Origin of the sequence: Kribbella sandramycini, from assembly GCF_013131805.1 — a bacterium.
GTDB classification, from domain to species: Bacteria; Actinomycetota; Actinomycetes; order Propionibacteriales; family Kribbellaceae; genus Kribbella; species Kribbella sandramycini.
Genome location: NZ_JABJRC010000002.1, coordinates 557,258 through 581,897 on the forward strand (window position 1 = coordinate 557,258; position 24,640 = coordinate 581,897).

The 24,640-nt window shown below is 70.1% G+C and carries 24 protein-coding genes; 11 read left to right on the plus strand and 13 right to left on the minus strand.

Going from position 1 to position 24,640, the window contains the following annotated elements; genetic code table 11:
• The first annotated feature begins 116 nt into the window (after positions 1 to 116).
• Positions 117 to 722 (plus strand): VOC family protein, encoded by a 606-nt coding sequence (locus tag HPO96_RS10060; RefSeq protein ID WP_171673080.1) that lies wholly within the window; start codon positions 117 to 119, stop codon positions 720 to 722.
• Here HPO96_RS10060 and HPO96_RS10065 read toward each other — a convergent pair.
• Together HPO96_RS10065 and HPO96_RS10070 are read right to left on the minus strand one after the other, a co-directional pair.
• Positions 719 to 1,819, minus strand: coding sequence for a hypothetical protein (locus tag HPO96_RS10065; RefSeq protein WP_171673081.1), 1,101 nt, complete (start codon positions 1,817 to 1,819; stop codon positions 719 to 721). The genes HPO96_RS10060 and HPO96_RS10065 overlap by 4 nt on opposite strands.
• Entirely contained in the window at positions 1,816 to 2,319 is a 504-nt protein-coding gene (locus tag HPO96_RS10070; RefSeq protein WP_171673082.1) for a SigE family RNA polymerase sigma factor, read from the minus strand. The genes HPO96_RS10065 and HPO96_RS10070 overlap by 4 nt, the downstream gene beginning before the upstream one ends.
• A gap of 248 nt (positions 2,320 to 2,567) precedes the next feature.
• On the opposite strand from HPO96_RS10070, the gene HPO96_RS10075 reads away from it, so the two are divergent.
• The 5 genes from HPO96_RS10075 to HPO96_RS10095 are packed head-to-tail and all read left to right on the plus strand — an operon-like array spanning position 2,568 to position 8,325.
• Complete coding sequence (locus tag HPO96_RS10075; RefSeq protein ID WP_171673083.1) at positions 2,568 to 3,401, plus strand: MIP/aquaporin family protein; 834 nt, start codon at positions 2,568 to 2,570, stop codon at positions 3,399 to 3,401.
• A gap of 18 nt (positions 3,402 to 3,419) precedes the next feature.
• Positions 3,420 to 4,937, plus strand: coding sequence for a glycerol kinase GlpK (glpK, locus tag HPO96_RS10080; RefSeq protein WP_171673084.1), 1,518 nt, complete (start codon positions 3,420 to 3,422; stop codon positions 4,935 to 4,937).
• 30 nt (positions 4,938 to 4,967) lie between these two features.
• Entirely contained in the window at positions 4,968 to 6,680 is a 1,713-nt protein-coding gene (locus HPO96_RS10085; protein WP_337796573.1) for a glycerol-3-phosphate dehydrogenase/oxidase, read from the plus strand.
• A gap of 35 nt (positions 6,681 to 6,715) precedes the next feature.
• Positions 6,716 to 7,519, plus strand: a complete 804-nt coding sequence (locus HPO96_RS10090; protein ID WP_171673085.1) for a GNAT family N-acetyltransferase — start codon at positions 6,716 to 6,718, stop codon at positions 7,517 to 7,519.
• A complete protein-coding gene (locus HPO96_RS10095; protein WP_171673086.1) occupies positions 7,516 to 8,325 on the plus strand; it encodes a GNAT family N-acetyltransferase in 810 nt (269 codons plus the stop codon). The genes HPO96_RS10090 and HPO96_RS10095 overlap by 4 nt, the downstream gene beginning before the upstream one ends.
• 42 nt (positions 8,326 to 8,367) lie before the next feature.
• On the opposite strand, the gene HPO96_RS10100 is transcribed toward HPO96_RS10095, so the two are convergent.
• From HPO96_RS10100 to HPO96_RS10140, 9 genes are all read right to left on the minus strand, one after another.
• Positions 8,368 to 8,751 carry a hypothetical protein gene (locus HPO96_RS10100; RefSeq protein ID WP_171673087.1) on the minus strand — a complete coding sequence of 128 codons (384 nt, stop codon included), beginning with the start codon at positions 8,749 to 8,751 and terminating at the stop codon, positions 8,368 to 8,370.
• A 120-nt stretch (positions 8,752 to 8,871) separates the two neighbouring features.
• Positions 8,872 to 10,581: a WXG100-like domain-containing protein gene (locus HPO96_RS39600; RefSeq protein ID WP_171673088.1), complete on the minus strand. Its 1,710-nt coding sequence runs from the start codon at positions 10,579 to 10,581 to the stop codon at positions 8,872 to 8,874.
• A 3-nt stretch (positions 10,582 to 10,584) separates the two neighbouring features.
• A complete protein-coding gene (locus tag HPO96_RS10110; protein WP_171673089.1) occupies positions 10,585 to 10,902 on the minus strand; it encodes a hypothetical protein in 318 nt (105 codons plus the stop codon).
• The gene (locus HPO96_RS10115) at positions 10,899 to 11,228 is read right to left on the minus strand and encodes a YbaB/EbfC family nucleoid-associated protein (protein WP_171673090.1); all 330 of its coding nucleotides are present in this window, start codon (positions 11,226 to 11,228) and stop codon (positions 10,899 to 10,901) included. Before HPO96_RS10115 ends, HPO96_RS10110 begins: the two co-directional genes overlap by 4 nt.
• Before the next feature lie 80 nt (positions 11,229 to 11,308).
• The gene (glpK, locus tag HPO96_RS10120) at positions 11,309 to 12,817 is read right to left on the minus strand and encodes a glycerol kinase GlpK (protein WP_171673091.1); all 1,509 of its coding nucleotides are present in this window, start codon (positions 12,815 to 12,817) and stop codon (positions 11,309 to 11,311) included.
• A 9-nt stretch (positions 12,818 to 12,826) separates the two neighbouring features.
• Positions 12,827 to 13,585 (minus strand): IclR family transcriptional regulator, encoded by a 759-nt coding sequence (locus tag HPO96_RS10125; RefSeq protein ID WP_171673092.1) that lies wholly within the window; start codon positions 13,583 to 13,585, stop codon positions 12,827 to 12,829.
• A gap of 35 nt (positions 13,586 to 13,620) precedes the next feature.
• Complete coding sequence (locus HPO96_RS10130) at positions 13,621 to 16,137, minus strand: ABC transporter permease (RefSeq protein WP_171673093.1); 2,517 nt, start codon at positions 16,135 to 16,137, stop codon at positions 13,621 to 13,623.
• The gene (locus HPO96_RS10135; protein WP_171673094.1) at positions 16,137 to 16,886 is read right to left on the minus strand and encodes an ABC transporter ATP-binding protein; all 750 of its coding nucleotides are present in this window, start codon (positions 16,884 to 16,886) and stop codon (positions 16,137 to 16,139) included. The genes HPO96_RS10130 and HPO96_RS10135 overlap by 1 nt, the downstream gene beginning before the upstream one ends.
• Before the next feature lie 31 nt (positions 16,887 to 16,917).
• The gene (locus HPO96_RS10140; RefSeq protein WP_171673095.1) at positions 16,918 to 17,799 is read right to left on the minus strand and encodes a RecB family exonuclease; all 882 of its coding nucleotides are present in this window, start codon (positions 17,797 to 17,799) and stop codon (positions 16,918 to 16,920) included.
• A 102-nt stretch (positions 17,800 to 17,901) separates the two neighbouring features.
• Here HPO96_RS10140 and HPO96_RS10145 point away from each other — a divergent pair, with 102 nt between their 5' ends.
• The 5 genes from HPO96_RS10145 to HPO96_RS10165 all read left to right on the plus strand — a co-directional run bounded on the left by HPO96_RS10145 (position 17,902) and on the right by HPO96_RS10165 (position 23,182).
• Positions 17,902 to 18,687 carry an intradiol ring-cleavage dioxygenase gene (locus HPO96_RS10145; RefSeq protein ID WP_171673096.1) on the plus strand — a complete coding sequence of 262 codons (786 nt, stop codon included), beginning with the start codon at positions 17,902 to 17,904 and terminating at the stop codon, positions 18,685 to 18,687.
• Between the two features lie 49 nt (positions 18,688 to 18,736).
• Positions 18,737 to 19,897, plus strand: a complete 1,161-nt coding sequence (locus tag HPO96_RS10150) for a M50 family metallopeptidase (RefSeq protein WP_238354951.1) — start codon at positions 18,737 to 18,739, stop codon at positions 19,895 to 19,897.
• A 50-nt stretch (positions 19,898 to 19,947) separates the two neighbouring features.
• Entirely contained in the window at positions 19,948 to 20,904 is a 957-nt protein-coding gene (locus HPO96_RS10155) for a tRNA (adenine-N1)-methyltransferase (RefSeq protein ID WP_171673097.1), read from the plus strand.
• A 69-nt stretch (positions 20,905 to 20,973) separates the two neighbouring features.
• Positions 20,974 to 22,719: a proteasome ATPase gene (gene arc / locus HPO96_RS10160; protein ID WP_171673098.1), complete on the plus strand. Its 1,746-nt coding sequence runs from the start codon at positions 20,974 to 20,976 to the stop codon at positions 22,717 to 22,719.
• Between the two features lie 112 nt (positions 22,720 to 22,831).
• On the plus strand, positions 22,832 to 23,182 hold the full coding sequence (locus tag HPO96_RS10165) for a hypothetical protein (RefSeq protein ID WP_171673099.1): 351 nt from the start codon (positions 22,832 to 22,834) through the stop codon (positions 23,180 to 23,182).
• 3 nt (positions 23,183 to 23,185) lie between these two features.
• On the opposite strand, the gene HPO96_RS10170 is transcribed toward HPO96_RS10165, so the two are convergent.
• Positions 23,186 to 23,989: a hypothetical protein gene (locus HPO96_RS10170; RefSeq protein WP_171673100.1), complete on the minus strand. Its 804-nt coding sequence runs from the start codon at positions 23,987 to 23,989 to the stop codon at positions 23,186 to 23,188.
• Complete coding sequence (locus tag HPO96_RS10175; RefSeq protein ID WP_171673101.1) at positions 23,986 to 24,606, minus strand: sigma-70 family RNA polymerase sigma factor; 621 nt, start codon at positions 24,604 to 24,606, stop codon at positions 23,986 to 23,988. The genes HPO96_RS10170 and HPO96_RS10175 overlap by 4 nt, the downstream gene beginning before the upstream one ends.
• Positions 24,607 to 24,640 lie beyond the last annotated feature (34 nt).

Here is a 24,640-nt window from a genome sequence, read left to right on the forward strand (position 1 = left end):
CCAGAACGCCGAGTAGACCCACAACTCGTGACGCCCGGCGCCGCGAAACGGTTGACGACGTGAGCCACGCCGCACGCCGGCGCCCCTGCTGGGTCGTGTCTCGTACTGTCGGCGGTATGGACCAGTTGCTCGACCACCTCGTGTACGGAACCCCCGACCTGCTCGGCGCCGTCGAGCGGTTCGCCGCCGCGACCGGGCTGCAACCGGTCGAGGGCGGCCGGCACCCGCAGTGGGGCACCCGCAACTTCCTCGTCGGCCTCGGCGGGACGACGTACCTGGAGCTGCTCGGTCCGGATCTGGACGCGCCGTCGTCGATCGTCGACTTCACCGGCACCGACCGGCTGCTCACCTGGGCGATTCACCCGGCCGACCTCGAAGCGGCCGTGGTCGCCGCTCGCGCGGCCGGGGCCGAGCTGGGCGAGGTCGGCCCGATGTCGCGCTCGACGCCGACCGGCGAGACCGTGTCGTGGCGCGTCAGCCGGGCCGCGCAGTGGCCGTACGACGGCGTCGTCCCGTTCGTCATCGACTGGGGGACGACGCCGCGCCCGGCCACGACCATGACCGACGCCGGTGAGCTGCTCGGTTTCCGCGGCAGCCACCCGCAGGCGACCGAGGTCCGCGCCGCGCTGGCTGCGCTCGGCGCGGACCTCGAGGTCACCGAAGGCCCACCCGCGCTGACCGCGACCGTCCGCGGCCCGCGCGGTGAGTTCCCGCTGGGCTAGCGGTTCGGGAACACCACCTGCGCGTTGCTGGTCGCGATGGCCTTCTTCGTCACCTGACAGGTCGCCTTGCCGCTGGTGACGACACACCGGAACAGGTCGACCGGCCGGCCTGCACTCGCGGCGGTCACCGCGGCGAACGTGTCGTCCGACAGCCACTGCCCGAACACCAGCGGCTGCGGGCTGGTGATGGGGTACTTCGCGCCGTTGACGTCGTACAGGGCCGGCCGTTGTCCCTTCGGCGCGACCATCACGTACGAGCCGTTGTCGGAGATGCCGATGTCGATCTGGTCAGGCGTCCCGGAGTATTTCTGCAGCGCCTGCTCACGCTCGGGCTTCGCCAGGTCGCCGGCGACGAAGATCTGCTGGTCGGGGCCGATGAACACCAGCCGGTTGGCTCCCGCGGCGAGCGGGATGGTGGGTGCCTTGCGGAACTCGGCGGTCACCTCCTTCTTCCCGGTCAGCGGCTGCCGGACGACGCCGCCGTTCTCCTTCAGGTAGGCGTACTCGCGGTCGAGCGCGAACAGGTAGTCGACCTTCCGGGAAGCGGCGTCCGGGTCGTTCGCAACCTTGTCGGTGTTCAGGATCTCCTTCTCGGTGCGGAGGTTCTCGATGGTCGTGTTGAAGCTGCCGTTGGTCTGGGCGGTCGAGACCAGGTAGTCGCCGGCCGCGCGCAGCTTGGCGCCGTCGGCCTTGCTCGCCGAGATCCGGCTGTCTTCGGTGCCGTCGTGGAAGTGCACCTCGTCGGAGTCTTTGACGGTGTAGAAGAAGCCGAAGTTGTTCTGCGCGAGCTGGTCGAGGTCGCGCCGGCCGGTGTTGACGGTCTTGTCACCGGAGTGGATGACGCCGTTGGCGGCGTACGTCGGCGGCCGCTCGCCGGTCGACGGGCCGAGGACAGGCGGCTCGGCCTGCTGGCTGCGGACGACGGTGAGCGTCGTGCCGAGGACGGCGGCGACGGCGAGCGTCGTCCCGAGGGCGGCGGTGACGCGGCGGCGGCGCACGCGGCGGCTGCCGGTCGCCATGATGGTGTCGAGGTCGAGCTCCGGTGGCGTGGTCGCCTGAGCCTGCGACGTGAGGGTGTCTTTCAGCAGATCGGTCACTGGCTGGCTCCTGCCTTGTCCAGGGGGATTGCGTCGGCGCCGAGGCGGTCGCGGAGTTTGCGCAGCGCGACCGAGACCTGGCTCTTCACGGTGCCGACCGAACAGCCGAGCACCTCCGCGGTCTGCGGCTCGGTCAGGTCTTCGTAGAAGCGCAGTACGACGGCCGCGCGCTGCCGTGGCGGCAGCTGCATCAGCTCCTGCCACAGCCACATCCGTGCGGTGCTGTCCTGGACCGGCGCGAACTGCTCGGGCAGCTCGTCGTGCGGGCGCTCGTGCCACGACTTGCGGCGGTACCAGCTGATCGCGGTGTTGGTGATCACGCGCCGCGTGTAGGCCTCGGCCGCCGACGGGTCGCGCAGCCGCTTCCAGGCGACGTAGGTCTTGACCAGGCCTTCCTGGACCAGGTCGTCGGCCAGGCCGCGCTCTCCGGCCAGCAGGTAGGCGTACCGGTACAAGGCCCCGTGCCGTCCCCGAGCGAACTCGGCGAACTCCTCGCGCATCGGGCTCCTATCGTTGATGGGGGATCGTTGTCCGCCCTGACGCGATCATCGTGCCGAATGGTTGGATCACCCCCGCGGCGAGCGCTCCGGGTGGTTGAATGGTGACTGAGTGTCGCAGACCAGTTGCGCGCTGGTTTCGTTCGACAATGTCGAACGACGGGCGTTGTGCCGCTCCCCGAACGCTCCTAGATTCCAGCCAGCCGTGGTCGTCACGGCTGCGTCTGCAAGGAAGGGAGGCTGGTCGAAACATGGCTACGACCGAGGCGGTCAAAGCGAAAACCCTTCTGGGGGAGTGTTCCGCCGAGCTCGCGGGCACGTTCATCCTGATCCTGTTCGGCTGCGGTGTGGTGGCGCAGGTGGCGGCCGGAGGTATCGGCGACCACGACTCGATCGCATGGGCGTGGGGTCTCGGTGTGACACTGGGCATCTACGTTGCGGGCCGGATGACCGGCGCGCACCTGAACCCGGCGGTGACGATCGCGCTGGCGGCGTTCCGCGGTTTCAGCTGGAAGAAGGTGCTGCCGTACTCGGTGGCGCAGTTCCTCGGAGCGTTCCTGGCGGCGCTCGTGGTCCGGTGGAACTACACCGAGGTGCTGCACAAGGCCGACCCTGGTCTGACGATCAAGACCCAGGGCGTCTTCTCCACCCTGCCCGGTAACGGCGTCGCGGACCTGAACGTGCACCTGTGGGACGGGTTCCGCGACCAGATCATCGGCACCGCGATCCTGATGTTCGTGATCCTCGCGATCACCGACCTGCGCAACACCGCGCCGGCCGCGAACCTGGCCCCGTTCGTCGTCGGCCTGCTGGTGGTCGCGATCGGGATGGCCTGGGGGACCAACGCCGGCTACGCGATCAACCCGGCCCGCGACTTCGGCCCCCGGCTGGCATCGTTCTTCACCGGGTACGAAACCGCGTTCCGAGATCAATTCGGGGATCTCTATTTCTGGGTGCCGATCGTGGCACCGATCCTCGGCGCCCTGGTAGGCGCGTTCCTCTACGACCTGCTGGTCGGCCGGAACCTGCCGATCGCCGACGAGGAAGAAGAGCCCGGCCGCATTCCCGAGGACAAGACCGCATGACGATTCTGAGGAGTTCCAATGGCTGACTTCGTCGGCGCCGTCGACCAGGGCACCACGAGCACGCGTTTCATGATCTTCGACCACTCCGGGAACGAGGTCGGCAAACACCAGCTCGAGCACGAGCAGATCCTGCCGCAGGCCGGCTGGGTCGAGCACAACCCGACCGAAATCTGGGAGCGGACCAGCTCGGTCATCCAGACCGCGCTGACCAAGCACAACCTGCAGGCCGGCGATCTGGCCGCGCTCGGCATCACCAACCAGCGCGAGACGGCCGTCGTCTGGAACCGCAAGACCGGCCGGCCGTACTACAACGCGATCGTCTGGCAGGACACCCGCACCGACCGGATCGCCTCCGCGCTGGAGCGCGAGGGCAAGGGCGACATCATCCGGCAGAAGGCCGGGCTGCCGCCGGCGACGTACTTCTCGGCCGGCAAGGTGCAATGGATCCTGGAGAACGTCGACGGCGTCCGCGCCGCGGCCGAGGCGGGCGACGCGATCTTCGGCAACACCGACACCTGGCTGCTGTGGAACCTGACCGGCGGGGTGGACGGCGGCGTCCACATCACCGACGTCACCAACGCCAGCCGGACGATGCTGATGAACCTGGAGACCCTCGACTGGGACGACGAGCTCATCTCGTTCTTCGACATCCCCCGCCAGATGCTGCCCGAGATCCGCCCCTCGTCGGACCCGAACAAGTACGGCGAGACCCTGGCCTCCGGCCCGCTGGGCGGCGTCGTACCGCTGACCGGTGACCTGGGCGACCAGCAGGCCGCGACCGTCGGCCAGGTCTGCTTCAACCCCGGTGAGGCCAAGAACACCTACGGCACCGGCAACTTCATGCTGCTGAACACCGGCACCGAGCTGGTCCGGTCGAAGGCCGGTCTGCTCAGCACGATGTGCTACCAGTTCGGCGACGAGGCGCCGGTCTACGCGCTGGAGGGCTCGATCGCCGTCACCGGCTCGGCCGTGCAGTGGCTGCGCGACCAGCTCGGCATCATCTCCGGTGCGAGTGAGACCGAGACGCTGGCCCGGCAGGTCGCGGACAACGGCGGCGTGTACTTCGTCCCGGCGTTCTCCGGCCTGTTCGCGCCGTACTGGCGCTCCGACGCCCGCGGCGCGATCGTCGGCCTGTCGCGGTTCAACACCAACGCGCACCTGGCGCGAGCGACACTGGAAGCGATCTGCTACCAGAGCAAGGACGTGTCCGACGCCATGGCCAAGGACTCCGGCGTCACGCTGGACGTGCTGAAGGTCGACGGCGGCGTCACGGCCAACGAGCTGTGCATGCAGATGCAGGCCGACATCCTCGGCGTCCCGGTGAGCAAGCCGGTCGTCGCCGAGACCACGGCGCTGGGCGCGGCGTACGCGGCCGGTCTGGCGGTCGGCTTCTGGAAGAACAAGGAAGAGCTCGTTCAGAACTGGAACGAGGACAAGCGGTGGGAACCGCAGTGGAACGACGAGCAGCGCAGTCAGGGGTACGCCGGCTGGCAGAAGGCCGTGCAGCGCACCCTCGACTGGGTCGACGTCGACTAGTACTACGAGATCGGAAGAGAGGGCAGCACAGTGGCGGTAGTGGCTCTGTCACCGCAAGCAAGGGCTGACGCGATCGACGCGATGGCCGACGGACGAGAGCTGGACGTCCTGGTGATCGGTGGCGGGGTGGTCGGCACCGGAGCGGCGCTCGACGCCGCGACCCGGGGCCTGACCACCGGCCTGCTGGAGGCGCGCGACTTCGCGAGCGGCACCTCCAGCCGGTCCAGCAAGTTGATCCACGGCGGTCTGCGCTACCTGGAGATGCTCGACTTCCGACTAGTGCACGAGGCGTTGCAGGAGCGCGGCCTGCTCCTGCAACGCCTGGCGCCGCACCTGGTGAAACCGGTGCCGTTCCTCTACCCGCTCCAGCACCGCTGGTGGGAGCGGTTCTACGCCGGCGCCGGCGTCGCCCTGTACGACGGCATGGCGGTCAGCTCCGGTCTGGGCGCCGGGCTGCCGATCCACAAACACCTGACCCGGCGCGGCGCGATGCGCCTCGTCCCGTCGCTGAAGAAGTCCGCCCTGGTCGGCGCCCTGCAGTACTACGACGCCCAGGTCGACGACGCCCGGCACACGATGGAGCTCGCCCGGACGGCGGCGTCGTACGGGGCACACGTCGCGAACCGGGTCAAGGTCACCGGGTTCCTGCGCCAGGGCGAGCGGGTCACCGGCGTCCAGGCCAAGGACCTGGAGAGCGGCCGCGAGTTCGAGGTCCGCGCCAAGCAGGTCGTGAACGCGACCGGCGTCTGGACCGACGACACCCAGGCGATGGTGGGCGAGCGCGGGCAGTACCACGTGCGCGCCTCGAAGGGGATCCACCTGGTCGTGCCGAAGGACCGCATCCAGTCCAGCACCGGGATGATCCTGCGCACCGAGAAGTCGGTGCTGTTCATCATCCCGTGGGGCCGGCACTGGCTGATCGGCACCACCGACACCGACTGGAACCTGGACAAGGCGCACCCGGCCGCGACCAGCAAGGACATCGAGTACCTGCTCGAACACGTGAACGCCGTCCTGGTCACGCCGCTGACCCGCGAGGACGTCGAGGGCGTGTACGCCGGGCTGCGCCCGCTGCTGGCCGGTGAGTCCGAGAGCACCTCGAAGCTGTCCCGCGAGCACGTCGTCGCGCATGCGGCGCCGGGGCTCGTGGTGGTTGCCGGTGGCAAGTACACGACGTACCGGGTGATGGCCAAGGACGCGATCGACGCGGCCGCCGACGCGCTCGACGGCCGGGTGCCGAAATCCGTCACCAAGACGACGCCGCTGGTCGGCGCCGACGGCTACCACGCGATGTGGAACCAGCGGCACCTGATCGCGCAGCGCTCCGGCCTGCACGTCGCCCGGATCGAGCACCTGCTCAACCGGTACGGCGCGCTGATCGACGAAGTCCTCGCCCTGGTCGCCGACGACCCGTCGCTCGGCGAGCAGCTGCCCGGCACCCAGGACTACCTGAAGGCCGAGATCGTCTACGGCGCCAAGGCCGAAGGCGCCCGGCACCTGGACGACGTGCTCGCCCGGCGGACCCGGATCTCGATCGAGGCCTGGGACCGCGGCGTCGAGGCGGCCGAGGCCGCGGCCCGGCTGATGGCGCCGGTGCTCGGCTGGGACGAGGCCGCGATCGAACGGGAGATCTCGTTCTATCTGCGGCGGGTCGAGTCCGAGCGCGCGTCCCAGGACCAGCCCGATGACGAGTCGGCCGACAAGGTCCGCCTGGAGGCCCCGGATATCGTGTCACCGGCGTAACCGACGGCTGGAACGGCCGACGTAGATTTGGCCGTATGGAGCTGACTGAGCGGTTGGAGCTCGCCGAGACCGAGATGCTGGCGGGACTGAGCAAAGTCCCGCCGGCGATCGGCGAGCAGTTGGGGATCAGCACGCAACGGGTGGGCCAGGGGATCGCGCTTGTCGTGGGCAACGACCCGACCGACTACTGGTCGCAGGCGCACGGTCTCGGGTTCGACCGCCCGCTGGACGGCGAGGTCGTGGCCGAGGTGCTGGAGTTCACCCAGGCGGCCGATGGCCGCGCGATGAACTTCCACGTCGCTCCGGCCGTCCTGCCCGCCGACTGGGACGACATCTGCGCCAAGTACGGCCTGAGCCGTGGCTCGACGATGGTCAAGACCGCCCGTGCCGCCGCGCCGGTGGCCAAGGTCGAGACCGACCTGCGGATCGAGCCGCTCGGCGCCGAGGACGTCGACGCGTTCGTCGCGATCCAGGTCGCGGCCTTCGAGGTGTCCGACGAGATCGGCGCGATGCTCGGCGCCTTCACCCACATGCCCGGCGTCACCGTGTACGGCGCCTGGGACGGCGACACCCTGGCCGGCACCGGCGTCCTGGTCGTCGTCGGCGAGGTCGCCGAGCTGGTCAGCGGCGCGACGCTCCCGGCGTACCGGGGCCGCGGCGCGCAGTCCGCGCTGATGGCGCGCCGGCTCGAGGACGCCTACGCGGCCGGTTGCTTGTGGGCGGCGGCCGAGACCGGGAAACCGGGGCCGGGGGAGCACAACTCCTCGCTGGCCAACATGCAGCGCGCCGGGCTGGAGGTCGTCTACGAGCGGCCGATCTACAGCTGGCGCGCCGAGTGAGCCTGACCGAGCGCGTCGAGCGCGCCGAAACCGAGGTCTTGTGGGAGCTGGCGCAGTCGCCGCCGCCGGTCGCCGAGGCGCTGGGGATCAGCGGACGCCGCTTCGGCGCCGCGATGGCGATGATCTTCGCCAACGACCGCAGCGACTACTGGTCGCAGGCGCACGGGTTCGGTTTCGACTCGCCGATCGACAGCGCGCTGATCGGCGAGGTGCTCGCCTTCGCTCGCTCCGCCGACGCCCGGGTGCTGAACTTCCACCTCGCGCCGGAGGTGCTGCCCGACGACTGGGACGAGATCTGCGCCGAGCACGGTCTGACCCGCGGCGGTACCTGGGTGAAGGCGGTTCGCGCCGCCGGGCCGGTGGAGCCGGTCGAGACCGATCTGCGGATTGCCCAGGTCGAGCCCGATGGCTTCGCGCAATGGTCGGCGGTCGTGGTGAAGGGTTTCGGCATGCCGGATGAGACCGGCGGGGTGGCTGCGATGCTCACCGCGTGGGCTGCTCGCCCCGGCGTCCGGCTGTACGGCGCCTGGGCCGGCTCGGAGCTGGTCGGCGTCGGGGCGCTCGGGATGGCCGGTGGGGTCGGTGAGCTGGTCTGCGGGGCGACGCTCCCGGCGTACCGGGGCCGCGGAGCGCAGTCCGCGATCATGGCCCGCCGGCTGGAAGACGCCTACGCGGCCGGTTGTTCGCTGGCCGCGAGCGAGACCGGGAAACCCGGCCCGGGGGAGCACAACTCCTCGCTGGCCAACATGGAGCGGCGCGGTTTCAAGATCGCCTACGAGCGGCCCATCTATCGCTGGCAGGCCTGACGCGGGTGGGGAGAGCCCGATCGCCGGCTCTCCCCACCACGATCAGCCGACCGTCACCGTGTAGTGCGCGCCGTCGTCGGTGAACTCGTAGTTCCCGGGGCCGTTGATCCGTTTCGCGCCCAGGTTGTCGTTCGCGTCCGGCCAGTCGCTCTCCATCACCGTCAGCACCTTCCCGGCCTCGATCGGGATATCCGGAATGTCCTTGTCGTCGCCGTTGGTGAACTGAATCGAATTCATGATCACCGAACCGTCGACCATCAGGTAGATATCGTCGGCGCCGGTGTTGTCCTCCGTCTCATGACATTTGATGCGGGTGATCTTCAGCGCCTGCGTCCCGTCCGCCGTCGCCTGCGCGACCACCGGCGTCACCCCGACCGCGGAAATCCCCAGCGCGGCCACCGCGAGCACCCTGATTACCGAAGACATCTCATTTCCTCCCGAGTCGTCAGTTGATGCCCGAGACGTTAAACGCGCTCTATATCAAGCGTTTGAAACACGTATCACGATTACCGCTCTTCGACCCTGACGGAAAGGCTTGCCAAGCGGCTATTCGGCGCGGCCGTTGACGATGACGCCGCCCATCCGGTCCAAGCCCGCGCGGTGCCCGGGGTCCGGATCGAACATGTTGCCGTGGGCGTCGCTGAAAGGTTCGGTCGCGTAACCGCCGAGGCCGACGTAGCTGTCGCGATACGGACCCGGCTCGGCGCCGACGACCGAGGCGCCGAACTCCGGGCGGGACGGGTCGCCGCCCGGGGCGCCGACGTCCTCGACGACGCCGTACCCGCCGGCGTCCGGCACAACCGGAGTCGTGGCATCGGCCGCCGCATCGAGGCGGTGCTCGACGACCCAGACCTTGTCCTGCGGCAGATGGAGTTCGGCGGTGCTTTGGATCATCCGGCCGGACGGATTGACGCCGAAGTCGAGCGCACCGGCGGCCACGACCTGGTCGGCCAGGCCGGGTGTGGCGCTGGCGGCGGTGCCGATGACCCGGGCGCCGTAGGAGTGGCCGACCAGAGTGGTGTTGGCGTCGAGGCCGCCGCGGGCCACGGTCAGGCCTTGCTGGAACTGGGTCAGCGCGGGCGCAGCGGCCTGGGCCGGCGCGTACGAGCCGAAGGCCTCGCCCAGCCCCGGTGAGTCGTAGCCGAGCCAGGTGATGACCGCGGTGCTGCCGGGTTCGGCACCCGCGCGCGTAGCGGCGTCGTACAGGTTGTCGCCGCGCTCCAGCGCGCGGCCCGACTCGTTGAGCCCGCTGGCCGCGCCGGGGACGAAAGTGGCGATGTTCGGCGTCCGGTCGGGGTTGCCGTGGGCAACGATGAACCGGCCGTTGCCGGTTGGGTCGAAGCCGAGCAGGTAGTACCGGTCGAGCTCGCGGCCCATGGTGTCGAACGTGCCCGGCTTGACGCTGTCGAGGGTCTGCTGGAGATTGTTGAGGCCCTGGAGCCGGTCCTCGACCGCAGCGAGCTGATTCTGCAGCCTGCTGCGCTCGGCCGCGCGACCGGGAGCGCTGCCGACCCGGTTGAGCTCGGCCTGGAGCCGGTCGCGTTCAGCTTGGGTCGCGGCGCGGTTCGCGTTCAGGACGCTGCGGTTCGCCTGGTCGCGAACCTCGCTGGGCAGGCCGTTGAGGTTTCCGATCCGGCCGGGCTGTTCGCGCAGGTACTGCTGTTGCTGGTCGGGGGTGAGACTCTTCCACCAGTCGGCGTTCTGCTGCGCGGTGCCGTTCGGCGGTGGCGGCGGCAGCGGCGTCCGGTTGGCGTCGCCGCCCGGGGTGAGGGCGGTCTGGACCTGCCCGAGGGTGCCTGCCTGGGTGGCGGCGGCTGTCATCACCCCCTTGGCGAACAGACCGACCTGGCTGACGAAGAACGCCTCGGCCGGCCCGCGGACGGCGGCCGGCAGCAGGCTGAGCGAGGCATAGAGAGGCAGGTTCAGGTTGATCAGGCCGGTGAGGCTCGTCTTCGTTCCGGCGACCAGCGACGCGAACGACGACGCCGCCGTCGCGAGCTGGTCGGTCGCCGTGGCGGTCTCGGCAGCCTTGGTCAACACGCTCCGGGTGGACGCGGCGTACTCGCGTCCGGCGTCGTCCGGCCAGGAGGCGTCACCCGGGCCAGTGCTGAGCCCAGCGGGCCGCTCGAGTGCCCGGGCCGCGTCGGTGAGCGACTTGGCCAGTGTCTCGACCTCGAGCTCGTTGGTCTGCGGCCAGCCGGAGATCGCCCTGACCTGCGGCCACAGGTTGAGTGCGCTGGTCGGTTCGGGGATCACCGGTCAGTCCTTGATCAGGCGGGTGAGCGCGAGCACGGCGTTCACGGCCTGGAGCCGATACAAGGCCAGTGCGGCGACGCCACCGTCGAACAGGTTGGTGAAGTCGGTGGGGACCTGACCGGCGACGTCCCCGACGGTCTTGCTCGCGGGCCCGAAACCCGCGCCGAACGCGGTCCCGATCAGGTCCGTGCCGATCTGGTGCACCGAGTTCTGCAGGGCCGCCTGCAGCAGCCGCATCTCCTCGGTCAGGTCCTCGCCGGTCTTGCCGAGCGAAGCCACATACGGCTCGGCCTCCTCCAGGAACAGGTGCAGGCCGCTCATCGCACGCCACCGAGAATGCGGCGCGGTACGTCGAACGCCGGATCGGCGACCTGATCCGGATCGGCGATCCCGAGGACGCGCCGCGCCACCCGGCCGGCCTGATCGGCGGCGTCCGCACCGGCCCGCTCGATCGCGGCCAGGATCTGCCCGGCCAGCGCAGCCGTGTCATGGGTGCGGTAGATACGCGCATCCAGGTCGAGGGCGCAGACCCGGCCGCGGCCGTCGACCGTCGCGGCGACCAGCCCGTTGGGTGAGTCGGCGGTGGCGCGGACGTCGTCGAGTTGCCGCTGGATGGCGGCCAGCTCGTCCGCGAGCTCGAACTGCATCCTGCTCTCCTCTCGGTGAAGGTGCTCACGGAGAGGATGGCCCGGCGGCGGGGGAGCGGACGGGGGATGGCCTCAAACGGTCATTGATCGGGGCGGATCCAGTTGAAGGTGCGCTCGACGGCGGCCTGCCAGTTCGCGTACTCCGCCGCCCGGCGGGCCGGGTCGAGATGGGGGAGCCACTGACCGGCGCGGTGCCAGTTGGACCGCAGCCCTTCGAGATCCGGCCAGTAGCCGACGGCCAGACCGGCGGCGTAGGCGGCGCCGAGGGAGACGGTCTCGGTGACCATCGGGCGGACGACGCGGACGTCGAGCAGATCGGCGATGAACTGCATCAACAGGTTGTTGGCGGTCATACCGCCGTCGACCTTGAGCGCGGTGAGCGCGATGCCGGAGTCGGCGTTCATCGCGTTCACGACCTCCAGGGTCTGGAAGCCGGTGGCTTCCAGGACCGCGCGGGCCAGGTGGCCCTTGGTGATGTAACCGGTCAGGCCGGCGATCACGCCGCGCGCCTCACTGCGCCAATGCGGTGCGAACAACCCGGAGAACGCCGGGACGATATAGGCGCCGCCGTTGTCGTCGACCGTCCGGGCCAGCGTCTCGATCTCGGCCGCGGTGTGGATCAGGCCGAGCCCGTCGCGAAACCACTGCACCAGCGAACCGGTGACCGCCATCGATCCTTCGAGCGCGTACGACGCCGGCTCCGCACCGATCTGATACGCGACCGTCGTCAGCATCCCGTGCTTGGACCGGACGATCTCCTGACCGGTGTGCAGCAACAGGAACGCGCCCGTGCCGTAGGTGCACTTCGCCTCACCCGCGCTGAAACACGTCTGCCCGAACAGCGCGGCCTGCTGATCGCCGAGCGCCGCGCCGATCCGGACGCCGGGCAGCACCGCGGTCGCCGTCGCGAAGACGCCCGACGACGGCCGGATCTCGGGCAGGATCGCCCGTGGCACATCGAACGCCGCGAGCAGCTCGTCGTCCCACTCCAGTGTCGCGATGTTCATCAGCATCGTCCGGCTCGCGTTCGTCACGTCGGTCGCGTGCAGACCGCCGTCCGCGCCGCCGGTGAAGTTCCAGATCAGCCAGGTTTCCATCGTGCCGAACAGCACTTCGCCGCGTTCGGCGCGCGCCCGCAACCCCGGGGTGTGATCGAGCATCCACTTCAGCCGCGGCGCCGAGAAGTACGTCGTCAGCGGCAGACCGCACAGATCGGCGAACCGGTCCGGGCCCTCGTCGCCGGCCAGCTCGGTCACCAGCCGATCGGTCCGGGTGTCCTGCCAGACGACCGCGTTGCCGATCGGGCGGCCGGTGGCGCGGTCCCACAGCAGGCTCGTCTCGCGCTGATTGGTGATGCCGATGGCAACGATCTGCTGCGCGTCGGCGCCGATCTGGCGCAGCGCGGCCGGGACCACGCGGGTCACGTTCCGCCAGATCTCGGCCGCGTCGTGCTCGACCCAGCCCGGCTTCGGGAACAGCTGGCGGTGTTCGCGCTGGGCGACCGAGACCAGCCGCCCGCGCCGGTCGAACAGGATGCAGCGCGTCGAGTTGGTGCCCTGGTCGACCGCGGCGACGTACTGCTCAGCCATGCCGGCCCCTCACGTGTCGGCTCGCAGATCCCGGGCGATCGCCTCGGCGGTGGCCCGGACCATCGTGACCAGATCCGCCCGGTGGCGCAGCCGGCTGTCGCAGATCCGCTCGATCCGGCCGGTCAGGCCGACCGCGCCGACCACCAGCCCGCCCAGCCCGCGGATCGGCGCGGCGATCCCCGCGGTCTCGATCGTGTGCTCCTCGAACTCGCCCGCCCAGCCGCGCGCCCGGACCGCGGCCAGCTCCTCGGCCAGCCGGGCCGGCTCCAGGATCGTCCGGGTCGTGAACGCTTCCAGCTTCTTCGGCCGCGTCGCGCCGCTGGCATCGAACGCCAGCACGGCCTTGCCCAACGCGGTCGCATGCGGTGGCAACGTCGTCCCGACGTCGAGATCCTGATCGCTGTCATCAGGGCGGAAGACGTGATGCACGACCATCACCTTCGCCTCGACCAGCCGGCCGACCCGGACCACCTCACCGCTACGCGCGGCCAGCGAATCGGCCCAGTTGATCGCGCGGCTGCGCAGCTCGTTCGGATCCAGGTAGCTCTCGCCGAGGCGGCCGAACGCGTCACTGAGGTGATAGTGCGCGCCGCTGCGATCCTGCTCGACGAACCCGACCTGATGCAGCGTCCGCAAGATGCCGTGCACGGTCGTCTTGGCCAGGCCGAGCGCGTTGCCGACCTCCGCGACACCGAGCCCGTTCGGCGCGGCCGCGAGCAGCCGGAGCACGGCCGCAGCCCGCTCGATCGACTGCACACTGCCCGGCATGCCCGCAGGCTACCTGTGAAAGCGGCCCCTGGCTGCTACTCGGTAGCGATAGCTTGCAGCACATCCAGCCGCGCTGCCCGCCGTGACGGCCAGACCGCGGCCAGTACGCCGATCACCCCGGCCGCGAGCACCGCGCCGAGCAGCTGCAGCACCGGGACGTCGAGCACCCCGAGCCCGTTGTCGACGAGCACCCGCTGGATCGACGCCGCGGTCACGACGCCGACCGCCAGCCCGAGCAGCGACCCGAGCAGCGCGATCGCGATCGACTCCACCCGCAGCATCCGGCGCAGCTGCGGCCGGTCCATCCCGATCGCGCGCAGCAGCCCGATCTCGCGGGTCCGCTCGACCACCCCGAGGGCGAGGGTGTTCACGATGCCGAGGATCGCGATCAGGATCGCCAGCGCGAGCAGCATGCCGATCACCCCGGCCGCGATGTTCACCGGCCCGCGCGCCTGCGCGGCGTACGCCTGCTGGTCGCGGACCTCGATCGTCGGGTAGTCCTTCAGCCGCTCCAGGATCGCCGGGCCGGCCTGCGCCGTACTGATGCCCTCGGCAACATCCACGTAGAGCAGCGAGTCGGCCGGGGCCGCGCCGAGCGCGTCGTACGCGCCGAGGGTCAGGACGACCGCGTTGGCCTGCCGGTTCGGCGCGATGATGCCGGACACGGTCAGCTCGTGTTTGCCGGTTGTCGTGGTCAGGGTGAACTTCTCGCCGGCGGTCAGGCCGAGCGTCGTGGCCAGCGTGCGGGGGAGCAGCACCTCGCCCTTGGCCAGGCCGTCGAGGGTGCCGGAGTCGAGGGTGACCGTGATCGGGCCGTTCAGGGTGCCGGGCGCGACGCCGGTCACGGTGACCGGGGTGTCGTCGACCTTGCCCTCCTGGCGGCGGACCTGATGGACGGCCGCGACGCCCGCGACCTGCCGGACCTGATCGGCGACCTGCGGGCTGAACGTGTTCGGCGCGGCCGAGCTGACGACCAGGTCGGAGGTGCCGATCGCGTCCGCGATGCTCTTGTCGATCGAGGCCCGGGCCGAGGCCGCGATCACGATCAGGCCGCTGATCAGCGCGACCGAGATCATCAGCGCGGACGCCGTCGCCGACGTCCGCCGCGGGTTGCGCTCGGCGTTGCGGCGGCCCAGCGTGACCGGCGCCGCCCGGCCCAGCGGGGCGAGCAGCGCGCGGACGACGTACCGGCTGACGAGCGGACTGGTCAGCACGATCCCGAGCAGCGCCATCGCCGCTCCGAGCGCGAGCAGGAACGCGCCGGGCAGGCCGCGGATCTGATGGGCGATCGCGTAGAAGACCCCGGCCATCAACAACAGGAACGCGCCGGCCAGCAACCGGACCAGCAACGACCGCTCCGGGATCGTCGCGCCTTCGCGCAGCGCGGCCATCGGCGGCAGCTTGCCCGCGCGCCGGGCCGACGGGTACGCCGCAGCGAGCGTCAGCACGATCCCGATCAGATAGCAGGCGACGATCGTGGCCGGGCCGACCTGCAGCCCGGTCGTCGGGACGGCGGTGCCCAGGCTGCGGTAGACGAGCTGGATCCCGGCGGCGACGCCGATGCCGAGCAGCAGCCCGAGCGTCGAACCGATCACGCCGACCACGAACGCCTCGGCCAGCACCGTCGCGGTGACCTGACCGCGGGACGCGCCGATCGCGCGCAGCATCGCCAGCTCCCGGGTGCGTTGCGCGACCTGCATCGCGAAGGTGTTCACGATCAGAAACGCGCCGACGAACAGCGCCAGCCCCGCGAACATCAAGAGCACCGAGCTGAACCCGCCGAACGTCGCATCGAGCGCGCTCTCGCCGTCGGCCTCGACCTGCGCCGCCGTCCGCACCTCGACCGTCGCACCGAGCTTCGTCGCGATGGCGGCCCGGACCTGGTCGGCGTCCGCCCCCGGGGCCAGGGCGACCGCGACCGACGTCCAGCCCGGTTTGCCGAGCAGCACCAGCTGCGCGGTCGCGGCATCGAAGGTGACCAGCGGCGCGCCCGCGGCCACCCCGGCCTGGGCCGCGGTGGTGATCGCGGTCAGCTCAGCGGTCAGCACGCGGTTCGCCGTCACGACCCGCACCTGGTCGCCGAGGCGGTACCCGGCGTCCGACGCGGTCGACCGGTCGAGACCGAGCTCGGCCTTGCCGAACGGCTGCTCGCCGCTCATCAGCGTGAACAGCGCCGTCCGCGGCGACTGCGGCCAGCTCGCGCCGTACGCCGGGAGGCCGTAGGTCTCGATCGGCTTGCCGTCCGGCCGGAGGATCTGGACGTCGGCGACCAGCACCTGGCCGCCTGCCTCGGCAACCCCGGGGACGGCGGCCACCTGGTCGGCGAGCTCGGCCGTGACAGTGGCCGGCGGGCCGCTGCGACCGACCGGATCCACCGGGGTGACGGTCAGATCGGCCGTGCTCCCGGCGTACTGCGCCTTCAGCGCGGCCGACAACGTGTCGGTGAAGACCATCGCGCCGCCGACGAACGCGACGCCGAGCACGACCGCGACCGTGCACAGCACGAACCGGAGCCGATGCGCGAGGACCGACCGCAGACCGAGTTCGAGCATCAGCCGGCCACGGCCGGGTCGAGACTCTTCATCGTGTCCAGCACGGTCTCGGCGGTCGGATCGATCAGCTCCGACCGCAGCCGCCCGTCGGCCAGGAACAGGACCCGATCGGCGTACGACGCCGCGGTCGGATCATGAGTCACCATCACGACCGTCTGCCCGAACTCGCGCACCGACCGATGCAGGAACCCCAAGACATCGGCCGAGGACTGCGAATCCAGATTGCCGGTCGGCTCGTCGGCGAAAACCACCTCGGGACGCGACGCGAGCGCGCGGGCGCAGGCGACGCGCTGCTGCTGACCACCGGACAGCTCCGATGGCTTGTGCTGCAACCGGTCGCCGAGACCGATCGTGTCGATCACCGTCGTCAGCCACTGCTGATCCGGGGACCGGCCGGCCAGATCGAGCGGCAGGGTGATGTTCTCCAGGGCGGTCAGCGTCGGGACCAGGTTGAAGGCCTGGAAGACGAAGCCGATCCGATCCCGCCGCAGGTGCGTGAGCTGCTTCTCCGACAGCCCGGCGACCTCGACGTCGCCGATGAAGACCTGCCCCGAGGTCGGCCGGTCCAGACCGGCCAGACAGTGCAGCAACGTCGACTTACCCGAACCTGACGGGCCCATGATCGCGGTGAACCGGCCCTTGCCGAAGCTCGCGGTCAACCCGATGAGCGCATCGACCTGCGTCTGCCCACCGCCGTACGTTTTCGTCACGTCGACGGCGCGCACAGCGGCCTGGTCAGTCACGGTCATGCGACGAACGCTATCGACTGCCGGTTCCTCGTCAGCCGTCGACGCTGATCAGATCGACCCCGGCCGACTCCACCACGACCTCCTCGACCGTGCGCTGCGGCAACGGCGGGGGAGTTCCCCCGTGGGACGGGCACAGCGGTTTGTAGTCGCACCAGTTGCACAGCGGGCCCGGGCTGGGCCGCCAGTCACCCGACTCCAGCGCGCGGCTGATCGCCGTCCACAACGCCGAGACCTTCCGCTCGCAGGCGCGCAGATCGGCCTCGTCGGGCACATAGCGGACGATCTCGCCGTTGCCCAGATAGACCAGCTGCAACATCGCCGGCACCACGCCGCGCAGCCGCCACAGCACCAGCGCGTAGAACTTCATCTGGAACAGCGCCTTGGCCTCGAAGAACTCCGACGGCGACCGGCCGGTCTTGTAGTCGACGACGCGGATCTCACCGGTCGGCGCCACATCGAGCCGGTCGACATACCCGCGCAGGACCAGACCGGACTCGAGCTCGGTCTCGACATACAGCTCGCGCTCGGCCGGCTCCAGCAGATTCGGATCTTCGAGGGTGAAGTACTTACCGAGCAGCTGATGCGCCTCGGCCAGCCAGCTCGCCAGCTCCTCACCGGAGCTGTCCTCGGCGAACAGCTCGGCCACCTCGGGCTCGGCCTCCAGCATCTGCTGCCACTGCGGCTCCAGCATCTGCGCCGCCTGCTCCAAAGTGCGCTGGCCGCGCGGCAGATCGAACAACCGCTCCAGCACGCCGTGCACCACCGTGCCCCGGACAGCCGCGGACGACGGCTTCTCCGGCAGCCGATCGACCACGCGGAAGCGGTACTTCAGCGGACAGGACATGAAATCGGCCGCCCGCGACGGCGACAACGCACCGCGCGGATGCCCCTGGACCTCGACCGCAACACTCATACCGGAACCCTAGGCGAGCCCGCCGACACTTTGCGCCAGACTCCCAGGCAACTCCCAGCCGGCTTTCGGTCAACCATCGGTCCCGGTTGCCAAGCTCGTCCCATGAAGCCACCGCGTGAACACGATCTCGGCCTGGAACACGACCTCGGCACGCTGCGCCGCCGCCAGGTCCTGGGCCTGTTCGCCGGCGCCGGGCTGGTTGCGCTGACCGCCTGTACGCCGGACGCCCAGCCGGCCGCCGGCCCGAGCGCCACGCCCGGCGACGTCCAGGAGATCCCGGGCGAGACCGCCGGGCCGTACCCCGGCGACGGGTCGAACGGGCCGAACGTGCTGACCGAATCCGGCATCGTGCGCAGCGACATCACCCGCTCGTTCGGATCCTTCTCCGGAGTCGCGAACGGCGTCCCGCTGACCGTCGAGCTGACGATCGTGGAAGCCGACAACGACCAGCCGCTGCCCGGCGCGGCCGTCTACCTGTGGCAGTGCGACGCCGAAGGGCGCTACTCGCTCTACTCCGAGGGTGCGACCACCGAGAACTACCTGCGGGGCGTCCAGGCCGCAGGTAGCGACGGCAAGGTCACCTTCAAGTCCATCTTCCCGGCCGCCTATCCGGGCCGCTGGCCGCATATCCACTTCGAGGTGTACGCGAGCCTGAGCGAGGCCACCGCCGCGGGCAAGATCAGCGCCACCTCACAACTGGCCTTCCCCGAAGCCGTCTGCACCGCCGTCTACGCCACCGACGGCTACTCCGGCAGCGCCGAGAACCTGGGCCGGACGTCGCTGTCCGACGACAACGTGTTCGGCGACGACGACGGCGTCCACCAGCTCGCGACCGTCACCGGAGACGCCGCGCAGGGATACACCGCGACACTTGTTGTCGGTGTGTGACCTGGGTTGGTAGCACGGTGTTACCTGGGGCCCAGTAGCGTTGGGGGTGATGTCCGAGTCGCGTGAACCCCAGAGCAGCAACCCCGCCCAGTCGGCCGGCCCGCCGCCGCCCGGTACCTGGGTCCTCGGTCGTGTGCGCGGGATCCGGCTCACGATGCGGTTCACCTGGCTGCCGGTGGCGATGCTGCTCGCGTTCGGGTTCGCCTCGATCATCGGGCAGCAGTTCCCCGGGCTGGGCAGCTGGCGCTACGTCGCGGCGTTCGCCTTCGTCGTCGCGTTCACCGTGTCGATTCTGATCCACGAGCTCGCGCACGCGCTGACCGCGCTGCGGTTCGGGATCGGCGTGTCCGAGATCAACCTCGGCTTCTTCGCGGCCGGCACCCATATCGAAGGCGAGCGGAAGACGCCGTTCGAGGAGTTCGCGGTCTCGGTCGTCGGGCCGGTCGCCTCGCTCGTGGTCGGCGGGCTGGCCTATGCCGGATCGCGCGCCGTCGACGAGGGCGTCGGCCACATCGCGCTGTGGCAGCTCGGCATCGCGAACCTGATCGTCGGCGTCACCAACATGCTGCCCGGCCTGCCGCTGGACGGCGGCTGGGTGCTGCGCGCGATCGTCTGGAAAGCCACCGGCAACATGCACACCGGCACCATCGCGGCCGCCTGGGCCGGCCGGGCGCTGGCCATCCTGGTGCTGGCCGCGCCGGTGATCATCGAGGAGATCTGGGGCCGGACGCCGTCGATCATCGACTTCCTGATCGCGCTCGCGGTCGGGTTCTTCCTCTGGATGGGCTCGACCGCCGCGCTCATGCAGGCCCGGCTGCGCCGCAAACTGCCCGCGCTCCAGGTCCGCACGATGGCCCGGCGCGCGATCGCCGTCCACTCCCAGACGCCGATCTCCGAAGCCGTCCGGATGGCCGCCGAGGTACACGCCGGCGCGGTCGTCGTGATCGACGGCGACGGCAAACCGCACGCCCTGGTCTCGGAGACCGCGGTCGCCGCGGTCGCGCCCAACCAGCGGCCGTGGACCACCGTCAGCGAGGTTTCCACCCGGATCGGCGCGGGCCACATCCTCGGCGTCAACGACACCGGCGAGGAGATCCTCGCCACCCTGCGCGAACACCCCGCCTCGGAGTACCTCGTCCTGGACGCGGCCGGCGCGGTGTACGGCGTCCTGGCCACCGCCGACGTCGAACAGGCCTTCCGCGGCCGCTGACCGACCTCGGTTCGCCGGTTGTCGTCACCGAAAGTTAAGGTGAGCGCCTTATGGCTGACTTGCGCGACTTTCCCGACCAGGCGTTCTCCGGGGTGCACCACGGCCCCTTGCAGGCGGGGGAGTGGATCACCCTGCAGGACTCCAAGGGCCGCCGGCACTCGGTCAAACTCGAGCGCGAGAAGATCTTCCACACCACCAAGGGCGGGATCGCCCACGACGACCTGATCGACGGCCCGGACGCGGTCGTGATCAAGTCCAAGGGCGGCGTCGAGTACCTGGCGCTGCGCCCGCTGATGGCCGACTACTCGGTCTCGATGCCGCGCGGCGCGGCGGTGATCTACCCCAAGGACACCGCCCAGATCGTCACGATGGCCGACATCTTCCCCGGCGCCAAGGTCGTCGAGGCCGGCGCCGGGTCCGGCGCGCTGACCACGGCCCTGCTGCGCGCGGTCGGCGTCCACGGGCAGGTCGTCTCGTTCGAGCGGCGCGAGGACTTCGCCGAGGTCGCCCGGAAGAACGTGACCGGCTTCTTCGGCGGCGAGCACCCGGCCTGGCGGCTCGAGGTCGGCGACCTGGTCGAGAAGCTGAACGAGACCGACGTCGACCGGATCGTGCTCGACATGCTGGCGCCCTGGGAGTGCGTGGACGCCGCGGCCGAGGCGCTCAGCCCCGGCGGCGTGTTCTGCGCCTACGTGGCCACCACGACCCAATTGAGCCGGGTCGTGGAGACGTTGCGGGCACACGGCGAATTCACCGAGCCGCGCGCGTGGGAGTCACTCGTGCGAGACTGGCACGTGGAGGGTCTCGCGGTCCGTCCGGGCCACCGGATGCAGGGTCACACCGCGTTTCTGGTCACCGCACGGCGGATGGCGCACGGGGTGCAGGCGCCCCGGAAGAAGCGCCGCCCGGCACCGGGCGCGTACGGCGACGACTACACAGGCCCCCGTCGTGGTGACGTCGGAGAAGATGTGCCGAAAGCAACAGGTTCATCCGCAACCGACACGTGATGGGATTCAGCTTGCCCGGCGAGGTTTTCTGGGTAAGGTCCATAGGGTCGAGCCCCACATGGTGAGGTGATGATCGTGGCTGGAGACGAGAGTCCTACCGCGGCAGAGCTGCGTAACCAGGTCCGGTACCTGGAAGCCGAAGTCGCAGCGTTGCGGCGTCGGTTGCTGGAGCACCCCGCAGACAGTCGGGGGCTCGAGAGCAGGCTGTCCGAAACACAGGCCTCCTTGGCGAGTGTCACCGCTCAGAACGAGCGGCTGGCCGACACGCTGCGGGAGGCGCGAGAGAAGATCATCGCCCTGAAGGAGGAAGTCGACCGGCTGGCCCAACCGCCGTCCGGATTCGGCACCTTCCTCGGCCGCAACGACGACGACACGCTGGACGTGTTCACCGGGGGCCGCAAGCTCCGGGTGGCAGCCAGCCCGTCGATCGATCTGGACGACCTCAGGCTCGGCCAGGAGCTGATGCTGAACGAGGCGCTGAACGTGGTCGAGGTCTGCGACTTCGAGGTCGTGGGCGACGTGGTGATGCTGAAGGAGCTGCTGGCCGACGGCGAGCGGGCGCTGGTGATCGCGCAGGCGGACGAGGAGCGGGTCGTCCGGCTCGCCGCGCCGCTGCTCGACATCGCGCTGCGCACCGGCGACTCGCTGCTGCTGGAGCCCCGCTCCGGCTATGTGTACGAGAAGATCCCGAAATCCGAGGTCGAGGAGCTGGTCCTCGAAGAGGTACCGGATATCGACTACACCCAGATCGGCGGGCTGTCCGGCCAGATCGAGCAGATCCGGGACGCGGTCGAGCTGCCGTACCTGCACAAGGACCTCTTCCTGGAGCACGAGCTCAAGCCGCCCAAGGGCGTGCTGCTCTACGGCCCGCCCGGCTGCGGCAAGACGCTGATCGCGAAAGCGGTGGCGAACTCGCTGGCCAAGAAGGTCGCCGAGCGGACCGGTGTCGAGGAGCAGAAATCCTTCTTCCTCAACATCAAGGGTCCCGAGCTGCTGAACAAGTACGTCGGTGAGACCGAGCGGCACATCCGCCTGGTCTTCCAGCGCGCTCGCGAGAAGGCGTCCGAGGGGATGCCGGTGATCGTGTTCTTCGACGAGATGGACTCGCTGTTCCGCACCCGCGGCTCCGGCGTCTCGTCCGATGTCGAGAACACCATCGTCCCGCAGCTGCTGAGCGAGATCGACGGTGTCGAGGGGCTGGAGAACGTCCTCGTCATCGGCGCCTCGAACCGCGAGGACATGATCGACCCGGCGATCCTGCGCCCGGGCCGGCTGGACGTGAAGATCAAGATCGAGCGGCCGGACGCCGAGTCCGCCCGCGACATCTTCTCCAAGTACCTGACCGCCTCGCTGCCCCTGCACACCGACGACCTCGGTGAGTTCGGCGGCGACCGGCAGGCCTGCGTGGACGGCATGATCCAGCGCACCGTCGAGCGGATGTACACCGAGGCCGACGAGAACCGGTTCCTCGAGGTGACCTACGCCAACGGCGACAAAGAGGTCCTCTACTTCAAGGACTTCAACTCCGGCGCGATGATCCAGAACATCGTCGACCGGGCCAAGAAGATGGCGATCAAGGCCTTCCTGGACGACAACCAGAAGGGCCTTCGGGTGCAGCACCTGCTGCAGGCGTGTGTCGACGAGTTCAAGGAGAACGAAGACCTCCCGAACACGACCAACCCCGACGACTGGGCCCGCATCTCCGGCAAGAAGGGCGAGCGGATCGTCTACATCCGCACACTCATCTCCGGCAAACAAGGCACCGAGCCCGGCCGCTCCATCGACACCGCCACCAACACCGGCCAATACCTGTAACAACCGTTGCGCACCGCCCCGGAGGTTGCCTCCGGGGCGGTTGCTGTTTGGTAGGGGCTGGTGGGGGGTTCCCCGGATGGTTGTGGGGGTGGGGGGCTCTTAGCGTGGGGGTGTGGCGACGGAGGATGTGCGCAAGGATCTGCGGGCCGCGGTGGCGGCCCGGCAGGAGCTGGGGGCGGAGTACGAGGACGCGATCATCGACGGGTTCCTGGAGCGGCTCGATGCTCGCGATCTGCAGCGCCGGAGCGGGGGAGCGCCGGAGCAGGTGCGAACGGCTCAGCCGCCGGCGTCCGCGGGGCGGGAGCGGGATCCGGGTGGGCTGGCGCTGGCGATCGTTTCGCTGGGCGTCGCCGTCCCGATCACGGCCATCTCGGCGGACATGATCGGGCCGTTCGGCGTCGTCGTGAGCTGGGCGGGGATCGTCGGGGTCAACCTCGCCCGGTCGCTGGGCCGCCGCCGGTGAGGCTTACCAGGGTTTGACCGGTACGGGGCGACCGGCGGCGTCGTAGGCGCGCAGTTCGGGTTCGAGACCGGGCGGCGCTTTCTTCGTGAAGCTGACCCGGAAGTCGGCGAAGGCGAAGCCGCCGGTGACGACGCCCTTGCGCCAGGGGCTGGAGCCGCCCTGCCACACGTAGCGGGTCTCGATCCGGGCGATGTTCGGCCGGGCCCGGTAGAGCGTCCAGACGTACGCCGACGGCGGGGTCGAGATGCCGCCGCTGCCCAGCGGAGTCAGATCACGGGCGCCCGTCGGCTCGTCCCATTCGGTGTCGCGGACCGGCGTGATCATGGCTCCTGCCTGACACACGGCGATGCCGTGATCGTAGGTGCCGCCGGGCTGAGCCGAGCCCTTGACCAGCAGCACGGCTTCCTTGCTCCCGGCAGCCGCCCCTTGGACTTGCCGGGCCCACAACACCTGTATCGGACCGGGCTGGATCTTGCACGACCTCGATGCGATCTCGGCGGCCCCGGCGAGCGGTCCGAGGTCGACGTCCGCCGGCGCCTCCGCAGGTTTCGTCGCCGGTGCCGAGAGTGAGAGGGACGGCGTTGGCGTCCTTCCGCCGACCGGCGGCGGCGAAGCGGTGTTCAGCCGGCCGATGACGACGCCTCCCACGGCGACGGCAGCGACCGCGCCCACCGCGACTGCGGGCACCCAGCGGCGGATCGGCGTACCGGTAGTGGGCCGGGACTTCGTCATCACCCGGCGGCGGATCCGGTCGCGCTCGGCCGGGGGCAGCGGCGGGACCGGAGGCGGGTCGAGTCGGGTGTTCATGACAATTCCTCCAGGAATGCGGCCCGGCTGATCAGCTCGGGGAAGCGGCGGCGGGTGCGGTGCAGCCGCGCCTTGACGGTCCCGACCGGGACGCCGAGCGCGTCGGCGGCCTCGGCCTGGGTGAGGCCGGCCCAGACGACGAGTTCGAGCGTCTCGCGTTCATGGCGGGGCAGTTTCGCGACCGCCTGCCGGACCTGCGACATCCGGCGCTCGTCGTCCAGCCGCCGGGCGACATCCGGCGCATGGTCGTCGCCGGGCGCGGGTTCGGGGAGGCGATCGAGCAGGTTCCGGATCCGCGCGGCCGTCCGGGCCAGCGTCCGGCACTCGTTCCCCGCGACCACCAGCAGCCACGCGCGGGCGCTCGATCCGGTCAACGGCCCCGGCGGATTGCGCTGGAACCGGCGCCAGGTGTTCAGGAATGTGGTCTGGACGACGTCCTCCGCGGTGCTCCAGGACGCCGTGCGGCGGAACGCGAACGCGTGCACCGCGTCGGCGTGCCGGTCGAACAGCTCGCCCAGCGCCGCGTGGTCACCGCGCCGCAGCCGCTCCCACAGGTCGTGATCGGAGTCCGGCGATCCCATGGCGGGCTCCGTCTCGTCGGTCAGGGTGATCTTCACATCGGGTAGTGACCACCCGCGCCGTCGATGGTTG

Bases quoted from the DNA above. Each gene is read 5' to 3' on its own strand.
- HPO96_RS10060 (WP_171673080.1), top strand. From the start codon at position 117: ATGGACCAGTTGCTCGACCACCTCGTGTACGGAACCCCCGACCTGCTC.
- HPO96_RS10110 (WP_171673089.1), bottom strand. From the start codon at position 10,902: ATGAGCGGCCTGCACCTGTTCCTGGAGGAGGCCGAGCCGTATGTGGCT.
- HPO96_RS10145 (WP_171673096.1), top strand. From the start codon at position 17,902: ATGAAGCCACCGCGTGAACACGATCTCGGCCTGGAACACGACCTCGGC.
- HPO96_RS10140 (WP_171673095.1), bottom strand. From the start codon at position 17,799: ATGAGTGTTGCGGTCGAGGTCCAGGGGCATCCGCGCGGTGCGTTGTCG.
- glpK (WP_171673091.1), bottom strand. From the start codon at position 12,817: ATGGCTGAGCAGTACGTCGCCGCGGTCGACCAGGGCACCAACTCGACG.
- HPO96_RS10130 (WP_171673093.1), bottom strand. From the start codon at position 16,137: ATGCTCGAACTCGGTCTGCGGTCGGTCCTCGCGCATCGGCTCCGGTTC.
- HPO96_RS10090 (WP_171673085.1), top strand. From the start codon at position 6,716: ATGGAGCTGACTGAGCGGTTGGAGCTCGCCGAGACCGAGATGCTGGCG.
- HPO96_RS10115 (WP_171673090.1), bottom strand. From the start codon at position 11,228: ATGCAGTTCGAGCTCGCGGACGAGCTGGCCGCCATCCAGCGGCAACTC.
- HPO96_RS10170 (WP_171673100.1), bottom strand. From the start codon at position 23,989: ATGAACACCCGACTCGACCCGCCTCCGGTCCCGCCGCTGCCCCCGGCC.
- HPO96_RS10125 (WP_171673092.1), bottom strand. From the start codon at position 13,585: ATGCCGGGCAGTGTGCAGTCGATCGAGCGGGCTGCGGCCGTGCTCCGG.
- HPO96_RS10135 (WP_171673094.1), bottom strand. From the start codon at position 16,886: ATGACCGTGACTGACCAGGCCGCTGTGCGCGCCGTCGACGTGACGAAA.
- HPO96_RS10100 (WP_171673087.1), bottom strand. From the start codon at position 8,751: ATGTCTTCGGTAATCAGGGTGCTCGCGGTGGCCGCGCTGGGGATTTCC.
- HPO96_RS10070 (WP_171673082.1), bottom strand. From the start codon at position 2,319: ATGCGCGAGGAGTTCGCCGAGTTCGCTCGGGGACGGCACGGGGCCTTG.
- arc (WP_171673098.1), top strand. From the start codon at position 20,974: ATGATCGTGGCTGGAGACGAGAGTCCTACCGCGGCAGAGCTGCGTAAC.
- HPO96_RS10075 (WP_171673083.1), top strand. From the start codon at position 2,568: ATGGCTACGACCGAGGCGGTCAAAGCGAAAACCCTTCTGGGGGAGTGT.
- HPO96_RS10155 (WP_171673097.1), top strand. From the start codon at position 19,948: ATGGCTGACTTGCGCGACTTTCCCGACCAGGCGTTCTCCGGGGTGCAC.
- HPO96_RS10150 (WP_238354951.1), top strand. From the start codon at position 18,737: ATGTCCGAGTCGCGTGAACCCCAGAGCAGCAACCCCGCCCAGTCGGCC.
- glpK (WP_171673084.1), top strand. From the start codon at position 3,420: ATGGCTGACTTCGTCGGCGCCGTCGACCAGGGCACCACGAGCACGCGT.